The sequence below is a fragment of the Nonomuraea sp. B12E4 genome (assembly GCF_039871825.1).
Classification (GTDB): Bacteria; Actinomycetota; Actinomycetes; order Streptosporangiales; family Streptosporangiaceae; genus Nonomuraea.
Genome location: NZ_JBDPME010000006.1, coordinates 363,689 through 377,333 on the forward strand (window position 1 = coordinate 363,689; position 13,645 = coordinate 377,333).

The 13,645-nt window shown below is 70.7% G+C and carries 15 protein-coding genes; 7 read left to right on the forward strand and 8 right to left on the reverse strand.

From position 1 onward, the window contains the following. Positions 1–24: 24 nt before the first annotated feature. On the reverse strand, positions 25–579 hold the full coding sequence (locus tag ABGB18_RS17570; protein WP_347696570.1) for a GNAT family protein: 555 nt from the start codon (positions 577–579) through the stop codon (positions 25–27). A gap of 12 nt (positions 580–591) precedes the next feature. After that, positions 592–1,101, reverse strand: a complete 510-nt coding sequence (locus ABGB18_RS17575; RefSeq protein ID WP_347696571.1) for a shikimate kinase — start codon at positions 1,099–1,101, stop codon at positions 592–594. 35 nt (positions 1,102–1,136) lie between these two features. Here ABGB18_RS17575 and ABGB18_RS17580 point away from each other — a divergent pair, with 35 nt between their 5' ends. Next, complete coding sequence (locus tag ABGB18_RS17580) at positions 1,137–1,418, forward strand: hypothetical protein (protein ID WP_347696572.1); 282 nt, start codon at positions 1,137–1,139, stop codon at positions 1,416–1,418. A gap of 13 nt (positions 1,419–1,431) precedes the next feature. After that, a complete protein-coding gene (locus ABGB18_RS17585; protein ID WP_347696573.1) occupies positions 1,432–1,815 on the forward strand; it encodes a ChaB family protein in 384 nt (127 codons plus the stop codon). A gap of 165 nt (positions 1,816–1,980) precedes the next feature. Here the strand turns inward: ABGB18_RS17585 and ABGB18_RS17590 are convergent, their stop codons facing one another. The 3 genes from ABGB18_RS17590 to ABGB18_RS17600 all read right to left on the reverse strand — a co-directional run bounded on the left by ABGB18_RS17590 (position 1,981) and on the right by ABGB18_RS17600 (position 5,230). Further along, positions 1,981–3,810, reverse strand: coding sequence for a transketolase (locus ABGB18_RS17590; protein ID WP_347696574.1), 1,830 nt, complete (start codon positions 3,808–3,810; stop codon positions 1,981–1,983). A gap of 129 nt (positions 3,811–3,939) precedes the next feature. Continuing rightward, a complete protein-coding gene (locus ABGB18_RS17595) occupies positions 3,940–4,947 on the reverse strand; it encodes an SDR family oxidoreductase (RefSeq protein ID WP_347696575.1) in 1,008 nt (335 codons plus the stop codon). A 7-nt stretch (positions 4,948–4,954) separates the two neighbouring features. After that, entirely contained in the window at positions 4,955–5,230 is a 276-nt protein-coding gene (locus tag ABGB18_RS17600) for a hypothetical protein (protein ID WP_347696576.1), read from the reverse strand. A gap of 341 nt (positions 5,231–5,571) precedes the next feature. Here ABGB18_RS17600 and ABGB18_RS17605 point away from each other — a divergent pair, with 341 nt between their 5' ends. Continuing rightward, positions 5,572–5,820 (forward strand): BON domain-containing protein, encoded by a 249-nt coding sequence (locus ABGB18_RS17605; protein WP_347696577.1) that lies wholly within the window; start codon positions 5,572–5,574, stop codon positions 5,818–5,820. Further along, positions 5,804–6,541: a metallophosphoesterase gene (locus ABGB18_RS17610; RefSeq protein WP_347696578.1), complete on the forward strand. Its 738-nt coding sequence runs from the start codon at positions 5,804–5,806 to the stop codon at positions 6,539–6,541. The genes ABGB18_RS17605 and ABGB18_RS17610 overlap by 17 nt, the downstream gene beginning before the upstream one ends. Positions 6,542–6,556: 15 nt before the next feature. On the opposite strand, the gene ABGB18_RS17615 is transcribed toward ABGB18_RS17610, so the two are convergent. Together ABGB18_RS17615 and ABGB18_RS17620 are read right to left on the reverse strand one after the other, a co-directional pair. Beyond that, positions 6,557–8,251 (reverse strand): SpoIIE family protein phosphatase, encoded by a 1,695-nt coding sequence (locus tag ABGB18_RS17615; protein WP_347696579.1) that lies wholly within the window; start codon positions 8,249–8,251, stop codon positions 6,557–6,559. 218 nt (positions 8,252–8,469) lie between these two features. Next, positions 8,470–8,619, reverse strand: coding sequence for a GPGG-motif small membrane protein (locus tag ABGB18_RS17620; protein ID WP_165959640.1), 150 nt, complete (start codon positions 8,617–8,619; stop codon positions 8,470–8,472). A 260-nt stretch (positions 8,620–8,879) separates the two neighbouring features. Here ABGB18_RS17620 and ABGB18_RS17625 point away from each other — a divergent pair, with 260 nt between their 5' ends. Next, the gene (locus tag ABGB18_RS17625) at positions 8,880–9,476 is read left to right on the forward strand and encodes a nucleotidyltransferase (RefSeq protein ID WP_090938641.1); all 597 of its coding nucleotides are present in this window, start codon (positions 8,880–8,882) and stop codon (positions 9,474–9,476) included. An 87-nt stretch (positions 9,477–9,563) separates the two neighbouring features. On the opposite strand, the gene ABGB18_RS17630 is transcribed toward ABGB18_RS17625, so the two are convergent. Then, positions 9,564–9,908: a PRC-barrel domain containing protein gene (locus ABGB18_RS17630; RefSeq protein WP_347696580.1), complete on the reverse strand. Its 345-nt coding sequence runs from the start codon at positions 9,906–9,908 to the stop codon at positions 9,564–9,566. 461 nt (positions 9,909–10,369) lie between these two features. Here ABGB18_RS17630 and ABGB18_RS17635 point away from each other — a divergent pair, with 461 nt between their 5' ends. Together ABGB18_RS17635 and secA2 are read left to right on the forward strand one after the other, a co-directional pair. Next, positions 10,370–11,233, forward strand: coding sequence for an EamA family transporter (locus tag ABGB18_RS17635; protein WP_347696581.1), 864 nt, complete (start codon positions 10,370–10,372; stop codon positions 11,231–11,233). A gap of 190 nt (positions 11,234–11,423) precedes the next feature. Further along, the gene (gene secA2 / locus ABGB18_RS17640) at positions 11,424–13,607 is read left to right on the forward strand and encodes an accessory Sec system translocase SecA2 (protein ID WP_347696582.1); all 2,184 of its coding nucleotides are present in this window, start codon (positions 11,424–11,426) and stop codon (positions 13,605–13,607) included. Positions 13,608–13,645 lie beyond the last annotated feature (38 nt).

A 13,645-nucleotide genomic window follows, 5' to 3' on the forward strand; every position in this document is an offset into this window, starting at 1 on the left:
CGGGGGACCCATGCGTCATGATCATTATGCCAGGCTTCCAGATCTTGCCGGCCACTCCGGCCGGAGCACGGACATGATCACCGAGTCGTGCCACTCGCCGTCCCACAGCAGGGCGTCGCGCTGCACGCCCTCCTCGACGAAGCCGAGCTTCTTGTAGACGTGCCGCGCCCGCTCGTTGAAGGCGAAGACGTCCAGGCTGATGCGGTGCAGCGGGGTCGTCGTGAAGGCGTGGTCCAGGACGAGGGCGATCGCCTCGGTGCCGTACCCCTTGCCGAACGCCCGCGAGCCGGCCAGCGCGATGCGCAGGTTGCAGGACAGATTGTCGGTGTCGAGTTGGTTGAGCACGATCTCACCCACGCAGTCGTCGCCCGCCGTGATCGCGAGGTCGAGCCGGTCGGGGTGCTCGGCCCTGGTCGAATACCACAGCAGGGCGCGGTCGCGGTCGAACGCGCCGTGCGAGCCCGTCAGCCGGCGCACCACGGGGTCGGTGACCAGTTCGAGCAGGTCTTCGACGTGCTCGGGACCCACCGGGCGCAACGTCACGAGCTCACCCGTCAGCGTGGGCTTCTCAGCGAACATCCCCCTTGGCTATCAGCCCTCGCCGCCGCCGGGCAAACCCATTCTCTCCAGTACGGCGTCGCGTACCCGCTCAGGACCGGCCACGCCGACGTCGCACACCAGGTCGGCCACCTCGCGGAAGTACGGGGCGCGGCGGGCCCGCATGGCCGCCGGGTCGAAGTCGGGGCGGTGGTCGCTCGACTTCATGCGCGCGGCCAGCACCTCGTCGGCCGCGTCCACCCAGACCACGAACGCCCCGCGCAGCGCCGCCCGCACCTGGGGATCCTCGACCGTGCTGGCCGCCGCCGCGATCACCTTGGGCTCCCCGGCCAGCTCGCGCAGCACGTGGTCGGCCTCGTAGTGGTGCAGGGCCGCGGCGCCCTCGCGGGCGGCGAGCTCGGCCGCGGTCCCCTCATGCTCCTTCCGCAGGAACGGATCGCTGTCGCTGAGCGGCAGGCCCAGCGCCTCGGCGATCAGCCGGCCCGCCGTCGTCTTGCCCGAGCCCATGAGTCCGACCACGACCACTGGTTTGTTTTTCGACATGTGGATAGAGGTTCCTTCGTGGCAAGGAGGTAATCATGACCATCGCCGGAGGCATCATCCTCATCATGCTCGGCGCGATCCTTACCTGGGCCGTCGAGTTCGACCTCGCCGGTCTGGACATCAACGTCGTGGGTGTCGTCCTCATGCTCGGGGGTCTGGCGGGGCTCCTGATCGGGATTTACCGGATCGCCGTCGCCCGCAGGGCGGTGGGCCCCATCGACGAGCCGGTGCACCGCACCGAGGTTTACGAGGAGCCCCAAGTCCACAGGACGAAGGTGTACGAGGAACGCCGGCGCTACGACGAACCACCGCTTTAGGAGGTGAATCGACATGCCAGCCGCTGAAGAGCTGCCGTCGACCATCAGGCGTTCGCCGAAGAAGGCACAGAACACCTGGATCAAGGCGCACGACTCGGCCGTGGAGACGTACGGCGAGGGGCGGCGCGCTCACATGACGGCCTTCGCCGCGCTCAAGCACTCCTTCGAGAAGGTCGGCGACCACTGGGAGCCGAAGGCGAAGAAGGGCCCTTCGGACAAGGGCGCGACGGACAGGTCCGGCCGGACGGCAGAGGGCGTGGACGCCAACGCCAGCAAGGAGCATCTGCAGAAGCTGGCCGCCAAGCTCGGCGTGCAGGGGCGGACGCGGATGACGAAGCAGGAGCTGGTGGGCGCCATCAAGAAGGCCAACAGGAAGGCCACGGCGAGGGCGCGCTGACCGGTTGCCTCGGGCCCGGCCCTTCGCCCCGGCCGGCCGTTCTCGACGGAGGGCCGACGAAAACGTCGTCGGCCCTCACCCATGCCCGCCCTCTCCGCCCCGGTGCCCGAGCCACGCCCGGCCCGCAGGCGGGTGCGGGCCGGGCGTCACTTCGGGCGGGAGCCGTCACAACGAGTGCTTGACCGCCTCGGCGATGGCGTGGCGGTCGATGCCGGCCTCGGCGAGCTGCTCCTGCGGCGTGGCCGAGCCGGGCAACTCCGTGACGGCCAGCTTCACCACCCGGGGCCCGAGTTCGCTGACGGCGTCCATCACCGCGTCACCGAGCCCGCCCTCCAGCCGATGATCCTCGACCGTGACCAGGTTGCCCGTGGTGGTGGCCGCCTCGATCAGCGCCGCCGAGTCGACGGGCTTGACCGAGTACAGGTCGATCACCCCCACCGGGATCCCGGCCGCCGCCAGGTCGTCGGCCGCCGCCATAGCCTCGTGCACGGTCACCCCGGCCGCCACGATCGTGGCCCGGTCGCCGGGCGAGTGCCGCAGCACCCGCGACCCGCCCACCGGGAACCGCTCGCCCGGCGGGTAGATCACCGGCGTGTCCCCGCGCGTGGTCCGCAGGTAGGCCACCCCGTCGACGTCGGCCATCTCCGCGGTCAGCGCGGCCGCCTGGTTGCCGTCGCACGGGTAGAGGACCGTGCTCCCGTGGACGGCCCGCAGCATGGCCAGGTCCTCCAGCCCCATCTGCGACGGCCCGTCCTCCCCGATCGACACACCCGCGTGCGAGCCGACCAGCCGGATCGACGCCCGGCTCACCGCGGCCATCCTGATGAAGTCGTACGCCCTGGTCAGGAACGCCGCGAACGTGGCCGCGTACGGCGTCCAGCCGCGTACCCGCAGCCCGACGGCGGCGGCGACGAGCTGCTGCTCGGCGATGTACATCTCGAAGAACCGCTCCGGGAACCGCTTCCCGAACTCCTCGGTCTTGGTCGAGTCGGCCACCTCGCCGTCCAGCGCCACGACGTCCCCCCGGGCCGCGCCGAGCGCCGCCAGCGCCGCTCCGTACGCCGTGCGCGTCGCGACCTTCTCCCCCACCTGGTAGGAGGGCAGGCTCATGGCCCCGCTCTCGAACCGGTGCGGCCGGGCACCGGCCGGCGGCTCCTGCACGCTGATCCGTACGTCCCTGGCCCCGCCCAGCTCGTCGATGGCCTTGCCGGGATCCTTCAGCGCCTTGCCGTGGGCGCCCTCGCGATCCTCGGTCTCCAGCGCCCCCTCGCCCTTGCGGGTCCTGGCCAGGATCACGGTGGGCCGCCCCCGGGCGTTGCCGACGTCCGCCAGGGCCTGGTCGATCTGTTTGGGATCGTGCCCGTCGATCTCGACCGTGTGCCAGCCGAACGCCCCGAACCTGCGCGCGTAGGCCCCGGTGTCCCATCCGTGCCGGGTCGGCCCGCGCTGCCCGAGCCGGTTCACGTCCACGATGGCGGTCAGCCGGTCCAGCCCCTCGTGTCCGGCGTGCTCGGCGGCCTCCCAGATGGACCCCTCGGCCAGCTCGCTGTCGCCGCACAACACCCAGATCCGGTACGGCAGCCGCGCCAGCCGCCCGGCCATCGCCACTCCCACCCCGACCGGCAGCCCCTGCCCCAGGGACCCGGTGGCCACGTCCACCCACGGCAGCCGCGGCGTCGGATGCCCTTCGAGCCGGCTGCCCCGCCGGCGGAACGACAGCAACTCCTCGTCCCCGATGACCCCGCACGCCTTGTAGAGCGAGTAGAGCAGCGGGGAGGCGTGCCCCTTGGAGAAGATGAGCTGGTCGTTGGCCGGGTTCTCGGGCCGGTCGAAGTCGTAGCGCAGGTGGCCGGCGAACAGCACGGCCATGAGGTCGGCGGCGGACATGGATGAGGTCGGATGGCCGGACCCGGCCGCCGCGGCCGCTCGTACGGAGTCGACCCGCAACTGGGCCGCCAGTTCGGTCAGGTAGGGAAAGTCGTGTTCAGCCATCATGACCTCCTTGAGAAGATTTCCGGCGTCTGCCCGCCCCCGCCCCTGACGCCCTCTGCTTCGCCTCGCCCGCCCGCCCGTTTCAGGCCGCTCCCGCGGGGCGGACCGGTCGCCCGGCCCGCCCCGCGGGAGTCAGTGCCTGCGCAGACGGCGGGCGGCGAGTGCGGCCGCCGTTCCCGCCAGGGCCGTCAGCAGGATCGGCATGCGGTGACGGGAGAACCAGAACTGGGGATTGCGCGGATGGGCGCGGTCGTCGAAGGTGCCGTGGGCGCCGTAGTCGCGGACCTCGTCGGCGGGCTCCCACAGGTTCGACACCCCGCTCGGCTCCTTCTCGTCCGTCTGCTGCGCCTGCTTGCCGGTTCTGGCCAGGTAGCGGTCCACCAGGGCCGGGGCCGCCCGCTGGGCCAGCAGGGTCGCCACCGTGCTCGCGCCCACCCAGTACTCCTTGCGCTCCGGATGCTCGGCCGCGTACACGATCGCCCTGGCCGCGACCTCCGGCTGGTAGATCGGCGGGACGGGCTGGGGGTGGCGGCGGAGCTTGGACAGGACCCACTCGAACTGCGGGGTGTTGAGAGCCGGGAGCTGTACCAGGGTGAGGTGGACGTTGCTGTGGTCGGACAGGAGCTCCGTGCGGACCGACTCCGTGAAGCCCTTGATGGCGTGCTTGGCGCCGCAGTACGCCGACTGCAGCGGGATGCCGCGGTGGGAGAGCGCCGACCCCGTCTGGACGATCGTGCCGCCGTTGCGGGGGATCATCAGGTCCAGGGCCACCTTGGTGCCCCAGACGTAGCCCAGATATGTCACCGCCGTCGTCCGGGCGTACTCCTCCGGGGAGATATCCGGAAATTTGGCAAAAACTGAGGAAAAAGCGGTGTTTATCCAGACCGCGATCGGGCCCATCTCCGCCTCGATCCGCTCCGCCGCCTCCCGTACCTGGTCGTAGTCGGCGATGTCGGCCTCGTAGACCTTGCCACTGCCGCCCTCGACCCCCACGTCGACCGCGGCCGCACCCAGGCCGGTCGTTCCCCGGGCCAGCAGGGCCACGTCGGCGCCGCGGGCGCCGAGCTCCCGGGCCACCGCGCGTCCGACCCCGCCACTCGCGCCCGTCACCACCACGACCCGCCCTTTCAGCGGTGCCATGTCGAAATCAGCCTGCCTCTCCGTCCCGTCGTTGTTTCTGACGTCGTACGGCCAGCACCATGTCGACCACGGTGGCGATGCCCAGCAGGATCGCGACGGCCGTCATGACCGGGGCGCGCGCGATCAGTCCCAGCACGGCGAATGCGAACAGGAACATCAGCAGGAACGAGCCCACTCTCACGTGCACCACGTCACGCGGGGTGGCGGGGACCATGGCATGCCCCCGGTCGGACTTTTGCTCGTACCACTCTCCGCGGTCGGGTTCACCTCGGTTATCGGACATGTCGGTCACCTGCCCTGATGGTTTGCGCATTAACACTTTGGGTACTGCGCCCGGCGTGTCCGACCCACGTCCCAAGTCCGGAAAAGGGCCGCTCGTTCTGCGCCTCAGTGATCAAGGCGAGCCGGGGTTCGTGCGGTGCCGGCGGGGGCGCGGGTTCAGCTACCTCGGCCCGGACGGGCGCCCGGTGCGCGACTCCGCCACGCTCGCCCGGATCAAGGCCCTGGCCATTCCGAGGCAACTCGCCACGGCGGGCACGGCAGAGCGGGCGGTTGTTGACATGATTCGTGCTGTTTGAGTGCTCTTTAGCCGGGCATGCGGCCGACATAAGAAGGAGGCGAGTGATGGAGGCTCCGCAGTACGTCGCGGCTCGTGTCCAGCAGGCGCTGGCCGAGGACGGGCGCACGCACGAGCTCGGCATCCGCGTCGACATCCGAGGCGACCAGCTTTTCCTGCGCGGCCAGGTGAGCGGTGCCGAGCAGCGCCTGCGGCTCGGCGAGGTGGCCCACGAAACCGCGCCTGATTTCCACCTGCACAACGAGATCCAGGTCGTCGAGGCCCACGAGCCCGGAGAGGATGAGCATCTTGACTGACCTGCGCATAGCGGCCGTGGGCGACATTCATCTGGGCGAGGACGTCAGGGGTCAGTACCGGCAGAGGCTGGCCGGCATCGAGGACCGGGCGGACGTGTTCATGCTGGCCGGGGACCTGACCCGGCACGGCACGCTGGAGGAGGGCCGGCTGGTCGCCGACGAGTTGCGCGGCCTGCCGATCCCGGTCGTCGCCGTGCTCGGCAACCACGACTACCACTCCGACCTGCAGTACGAGATCGCCGCTGAGTTGCGGGACGCCGGGGTCGTCGTGCTGGACGACGACGGGGCCGTGATCCAGTGCGGCGACCGGAAACTCGGCGTGGTCGGTGGGAAGGGCTTCGGCGGCGGGTTCGCGGGGAAGTGCGCGAGCGAGTTCGGCGAGCGCGAGATCAAGAACTTCGTGTCCCACACCCGCTACATCGCCGAGGCGTGGAAGGTCGCGCTCAAGGAGATCGTGGCCGACCAGCGTGTGGTGTTGTCGCACTATTCCCCGATCAAGGAGACGCTCGAGGGCGAGCCGCCCGAGATCTACCCGTTCCTGGGCAGCTATCTGCTGGCCGAGGCGGTCGACACGGCGGGTGCCGACCTGATCCTGCACGGGCACGCGCACAAGGGCAGCGAGAAGGGCATGACCCCCGACGGCATCAGGGTGCGTAATGTGGCGATGCCGGTGCTGGGCAAGGCCTACGCCGTCTATTGCATCGGCTGCGACACCTTCTGACCCCGCCCGCGGGGCTCAGAGCACTCGTGCGGCCATGATGCACACGTCGTCCTCGGCGTCGTCGCCGCCCAGCCGCTTGAGCACGCAGTCGATCATCGCCTCGGGATCGTCCCCGACGCAGTTGTGGGCGGCCTGGACCAGGGCGTGTATGCCGGCGTCAACGTCCTGGCCGCGCCGTTCGACCACCCCGTCGGTGTAGAGCAGCAGGGTGTCGCCCGGTTCGAGAGGCGTGTGGGTGGTGGCGTACTCGGTGGCGTCGAACGCCCCGAGCATCATCCCCGGTGTCCCGGTCACCGGCTCGGCCTTGCCGTTCCTGACCAGGACGGGGGGCGGATGGCCGGCGTTCGTCCAGCGGAAGGAGCGGTCCTCCGGGTCGAAGTGGCCGATGATCGCGGTCCCCGTCACGGTGATGCCCTCGTTGGAGTGCACGATCAGGTCGTTCAGCCAGGTGGTGAGCCGGCCGGACTCGGCGCCGGTGTAGGCGAGACCGGCCAGCCCCGAGCGGGTCTGGAGCATGATGCTGGCCGCGGTCAGCCCGTGCCCCATCGCGTCGCCGACCGCGAGCAGCACCCGGCCGTCGGGGATGGGCCGGGCCTTGAACCAGTCGCCGCCGAGCCGGCCGAGCTCCTCGCCGGGCAGGTAACGCACGCCGACGGTCATCCCGGGCAGGTGGACGAGGCCGCGGCGGACCGGCAGGATCGTGTTCTGGAGCTGGACGGTGACCCGGTGCTCCTCCTCGGCCCGCTCCCGCTGCCGGTGGGCCTGCTCGTGCGCCACGGCCAGGGCCCGCTCCCGGCGCCGGTGCCTGGTCACGTCCTGGACCAGGGAGCGCACTTTGACCGGCACGCCTTCGGCGTCGAGGATCGGCTCGCTGAACAGGCTGAGATGCCGCACCCCGTGCCGGTGCTGGATCCGGAACTCGGCCTCCACCGCCTCCCGGTGCTCCAGCAGCGAGCGCAGCTCGTCCTCGACGACCGGCAGATCCTCCCGCACCACCGCGGTGGGCAGCTCCTCCAGGGGCAGTGGCCCGTCCGCGCGGTCGCGGCCGAACATCTCATACATCTGGGAGGTCCACAAGGCGCGCCGGGTGGCCAGGTTCCACTCGCCCCAGCCCAGCTCGGCCAGGCGCTGGGCGCGTTCCCAGCCGGAGACGAGCAACTCCTCGTCGTCGAGCACCCGCCAGCTCACCAGCAGCCCGTCGTCCACCCGGGCCGCGCGCACGCTCAGCGTGGCAGGCCAGAGCAGGTAGTCGCGCACCTCCACGAACTCCAGCGGCTCCCGGTGCACGGAGTCGCCGGTCTCGAACACGGCGATGTAGTCGTCGAGCAGCCCCGAGCTGGCCACGCCGGGGCTGACGACCAGCAGGCGGCGCCCGGTCAGCTCGTCCGCCGTGCGGCCGGAGACCGTTCTGGCGTGCCGGTTGGCGGCCACGATGAGGAAGTCCACGACCCTGCCCGCGGGGTCCTTGATCGGGGCGAGATAGAGGGCTGAGGCGTGTACGGCCTCCAGCATGCTGTGCACCCACTCGGGCACGTCGGGCACCTTCGCCGCCTCTTCCGCCGGGTGCTCGACGCCCTTGGCCACCGAGATCAGGTCGAGCCCACTGTGCTGGGCCTGCCTGACGAGCCGTTCGGCCGCCTCGGCGGGCCGGATGTTCAGCTCGACGGCCAGCCTCGCGGTGGCCTCGTCCAGGATGGCCTCGCTCCGCATGCGATGCCGGAGCCGTGCGAGCTGGTCACGGATTCTCGCCGAGGCAGCGCCGGTTCCGTAACGGCCCAACGGCGGATATTTGCTCACACGCTCCTCATGCCCGCGGAAACGGGAATGAGGAGATCAATTTACGATATTTCGGCAAAACTAGGGGCCGCTGGGTCGTTCTCGAGGTTCGGCCCAGCGGCCGATGGGCGGGAACCGGGTGGCTCACGCCACTAGACATTGAAGATGCTTACCCCGCCGGGCCCGACCAGGAATCCGAGGACGATGAGCACGATCCCCCAGAGCAGGTCGCGCCGGGCCAGGATCACGTAGATCCCGGAGATGACGAGGATTACCGCGATGATCCAAAGCAAAGTAGCCATGAACTGCAACTGCCCCCGAGCATCCTTCCTTAACATTTTTTTCCCGGGAGCAAGGGTCAAGGGAAAGACTGGGACGGCATTCCGTTATTTCTCCCTCGTACGAGGTGGTCCGGCGTTCCCGGCGGCCCGCCGGCTTCGTCGGCTCGGTGGAGGCGGGTCGGTGGAGGCGGGTCGCGGCCGGTCCGCAGCGACCCGCCGAGGCCGTACGCGTACTCCTCGGCTAAACGTCTAGCGGACGATCGTCGGGGTAGCCCGGTCACATGAGCAGCCACGGGCACGCGGTCACTGACGCCATTCTCGACACGCTGAAGCGCGCCAGCTCCGGGCTGAAGGACGCCGGAGTGAAGTTCGCGCTGGCGGGCGGGTGCGCGGCGTACGCGCGGGGCGCGGCGCCCTCGCTGCACGACGTGGACTTCGTGCTCACCGAGCATGACGTGCCGGCCGCGCTGGAGGCGCTGCGCGGGATCGGCTTCCAGACGGCCAAGCCGCCGGAGGACTGGCTGGTCAAGGCGTACGACGAGGGGCGGCTGGTGGACCTGATCTTCCGGGTGTCCGACCTGCCGATCACCGACGAACTGCTCGACCGGGCCGAGCCGCTGAAGGCGTCGGCGGTGATCGTGCCCGTGCTGGAGGCCACCGATCTGGTCATCACCTGGTTGCTGCCGCTGTCGGAGCACGCCTGCGACTATGGCGCGCTGCTGGCCCAGGTACGGGCGATGCGCGAGCAGGTGGACTGGCCCCGGGTGGCCGCGGTGGTCGCGCCCTCGCCGTACGCCAGGACGTTCATCACCCTGCTGGAGCGGCTGGACGTGCTGGAGGGGCCCATCGAGCCGCTGGGCGACCCGAAGTGGCCCTGACCTGGCCGGCCGGGTCGCCCCGGACACGCCCGGACATGGCGAAGGGCCGCGCCCCGGCAGGCGCGGCCCTTCCTGGATGGCCCGAGGTCACCCGGGGAACCGGCCGTAGTAGTCCCCAAGCTTCGTCCGGTACGCGGGCTCCTTGAACGCACCCTCGTCGAACTCGGGCGCGTCCTTGATCTCGGCCTTGGTACGCGCGACGAACACGTTGCGCTCCTGAGGGTCGATGCTCGTGACGACCTGAGCCGGGAGCATGACCTTCTTGCCGAAGATCCAGGGACCGGTGTCGACGATGAGATAGCTCTCGCCGACCTCATAGGTCGCCTCGTCGACGGACCCGATCTTTCCGTCGGTCGCCTGAACGTGGTATCCCACGAGGTCCAGGTTCGTGCCGCGGTCGTAGACGTCAGGACGATAGTTCCAGAGCTCCATCGGGCTCCCTTCCTCTCTTCTTGTCGTCTTGGTCGGGCTTGCTTCCGCTACCCGGACATCCGCGGGTAAACGCCTGGCAAAGTGGTTGCGGGCAGGCGGCCGTCAATCGCCTGCCCGCCCACGTCGGGGTTCGTGGTGTTCGGCCGGGTGGGCGCTGACTCTCCTGAACGCCGGCTGAGACGCCCTGCTCGGCGGCATGGAGAACTTCGCCGCCGACCACCTGGGTTCGACGACCCGGCGCGCCCGCCACCCTCGGGGCGAGGGCGGCGCGGCGATATCCGGATGAAGCGGGCGAGCGTGCGGCACTAGGGTGTGGGCCATGCCGCGAAACCTGATCTGCTCCCCGCCGCCGGCCCAGTAGCGGGCGGCATTTCCTGAGATTTCCGGGTCTGAGCGATCCGGGGGTGAGTGCTGCCCGCCCAGCGGGCCCTTTCCACCACTCCCTCCGGAGAACTCCTGTCATGACCCATGTCTCCGCCCGGCGGGGCGCTCTCTACGTGTCCGTGGCCGCCACCGCGTGGGGCACCGGCGGCGCCGCCGGTTCGCTGCTCTTCGAGACGGCCGGGCTCGGCCCCGTCGGCGTGTCCCTGTGGCGCTACCTCATCGGCGCCGCCCTCCTCCTCGCCGTCACCCGGACCCTCCCCGCCGGCCTGAGCTGGCGGGTGCTGCCGGTCGGGGCCGGCATGGCGCTGTACCAGGCCGCGTACTTCGCCTCGATCGCCCATTCGGGCGTGGCCGTCGCGACCGTGGTGACGATGGGCGCCACCCCCGTCTTCACCGCCCTCGGCAGCCGCTTCCTGCTCCGCGAGCGCCTCGGCGGGACCGCGCTCACCGCCTTGGCCGCCGCGCTCGCCGGGCTGTTCCTGCTCACCGCCGAGACCGTGCTCCAGACGAGGACCTCAGCCCTGGCCGGGATCGGGTTCGCCGTGGCCTCGGCCGCCGGGTACGCCGGGGTCACGCTCTTCTCCCGGCACCACCGGGACGACGCGGGGGGCACGGCGATCGGCGGGTTCCTCGTCGGGGCGGCGTGCCTGGCCCCGTTCGCGACGGCCGGCGGGGTGGTGCCGGAGGTGAGCGCGGCCTCCGTGGGGCTGCTGCTCTATCTGGGGGCGGTGCCGACCGCGCTGGCGTACGGGCTGTTCTTCCGTGCGCTGACCGCGCTGCGGGCCACCACGGTCTCGATCATCTCCCTCGGCGAGGCGGTGGGCGCGGCGGTGCTCGGCGTCGTGCTGTTCGGCGAGCGGCTCACGCCTCTCGCCTGGTCGGGGTGCGTGTTGCTGCTCGCGGCGGTCACGGTTCTGGCCATACGCGCGGAAGCAGGCTGACTCGGCCGGGAGCGGTGTGACGGCACGGGCCGCCAAATGAGTTAAGGTCCGGTACGGCGACGCTTGCCGTATCGTCGCTCCGCTTCCTCGAAGCCCACCAACGGGGCCCCGTACAGTCGGCGCAAGGAGGCGCAGAGGGAACGGTGTCGGCGAAGCATGCGTTGGAGGAACTGTGGCCTCAATCAAAGGAATGATCAGGAACCTCCTGGATCGTCCGGGCGGCGTCCCCCTGACCCCTTACCTGAAGACCGTCAAGGCGGCCAACGGGCGGGCCGACCGGATCGCCAAGCTCGACGAGCTGCCGGTGCCGACGATGGACGATCTGGCCGAATTCTGCGCCGTGGCGCGTGAGGCCGCCGACCGCACGCTGGGGCTGCGCCCCTACGACGTGCAGTTGCTGGGCACCCTCGCGCTGCTCGACGGCAAGGTCGCGGAGATGGCCACCGGCGAGGGCAAGACGCTGTCCGGCGCCATGGCGGCGGCCGGGCACGCGTTGCAGGGCAGGCGCGTTCACGTGATCTCGGTGAACGACTACCTGGCCCGGCGCGACGCCGAGTGGATGGGGCCGTTCTACGAGGCGCTCGGCGTGAGCGTGGGCTGGATCGGCCAGAACTCCACACCCGAGGAGCGGCGGGCCGCCTACGCCAAGGACGTGACGTACGGGCCGGTCAGTGAGATCGGGTTCGACGTGCTGCGCGACCGGCTGCGCACCGACGCTAGCGAGATCATCGTGCCCGCGCCCGAGGTGGCCCTGATCGACGAGGCCGACTCCGTGCTCGTGGACGAGGCCAGGGTGCCGCTGGTCATGGCCGGGTCCACCGACCCCGGCAACGCGGTGCCGGAGATGGCGGCGCTGGTCAGGCAGCTCGTACGCGGCTACCACTACGAGATCGACGAGCAGGCGCGCAACGTCTACCTCACCCCCAAGGGCGCCGACAGCGTGGAAAACCTGCTCGGCGTCGAACTCTACGACGAGCACGAGCCCGGCACGCTCATCGAGCTCAACCTGGCCCTGCACGCCCACTCGCTGCTCGCCCGCGACGTCGACTACATCGTGCGCGACGGCAAGGTGCAGCTGATCAACCCCTCGCGCGGCCGGGTGGCGCTGCTGCAGCGCTGGCCGGACGGCCTGCAGGCGGCCGTGGAGGCCAAGGAGGCGCTGCCGCCGAGTGAGAAGGGCGAGATCCTCGACTCGATCACCGTTCAGGGCCTGATCCGCCGCTACCCGCACATCTGCGGCATGACCGGCACGGCCGTGGCGGTCAGCGAGCAGCTCGGCGAGTTCTACGGACTCAAGGTCGCCGTCATCCCGCCCAACCGGCCGTGCGTCAGGCAGGACGAGCCGGACCGCATCTACCCGACCGTCCCCGACAAGGACGCGGCGCTGGTCGAGGAGATCCAGGCGGCCCACGCCACCGGCCGGCCCATCCTCATCGGCACCCTCGACGTGGCCGAGTCGGAAAACCTCGCCAAGCTGCTGCAGCGCCGCGGCCTGGAGCCGGTGGTGCTCAACGCCAAGAACGACGCCGAAGAGGCCGGGATCATCGCCAGGGCCGGGGAGCGCGACGCCATCACGGTCTCCACCCAGATGGCCGGCCGCGGCACCGACATCCGCCTGGGAGAGGGTGTGGCCGAACTGGGCGGCCTGTACGTGATCGGCTCCGGCCGCCACGCCAGCAGCCGCCTGGACGACCAGCTCCGCGGGCGGGCCGGCCGCCAGGGCGACCCCGGTGGCTCGGTGTTCTACGTCAGCACGCAGGACGACCTGATCACCCAGTTCGTGCCCGACGAGCGGCCGCCCGCCGCCGACGCCGACGGTCTCGTCCGGCACCGGCGCGGGGCCTACCTCGTGGGCCACGCCCAGCGGGTGGCCGAGGGCGTCAACCTGGAGATCCACCGCAACACGTGGCGCTACACCCGGCTGCTGGAGCACCAGCGCGAGCTGATCCTGGAGTGGCGCGACAAGGTCCTGCACGGCAACGCCGCCGCCACGGCGCTGTCGTCGGCCGATCCCGAGCGCTGGGCCGACATGCCCGAGGAGAGCAGGGAGGAGACCGCCCGCCAGATCGTCCTGCACGCCATCGACCGCTGCTGGACCGAGCACCTGGCGTTCCTGACGGACCTGCGCGAGGGCATCCACCTGCGGGCGCTGGGCCGGATGAGCCCGATCGACGAGTTCCACCGGGAGGCGGTGGCCGAGTACAAGTCGCTGCTGGCGGAGGTCGAACGGCGCTCCCTGGAGTCGTTCGAGGCTCCGGAGCCCGACCTGCAGCGGCCCACGGCGACGTGGACCTACCTGGTGCAGGACAACCCGTTCGGCACGGAGTGGGACCGCATCCTCAAGCGCGTCACGGCGGCCGCCCGGCGCGGGTGACCCCGCCGGTTCCCGGTACCTGACAGAGGATGGCAGGT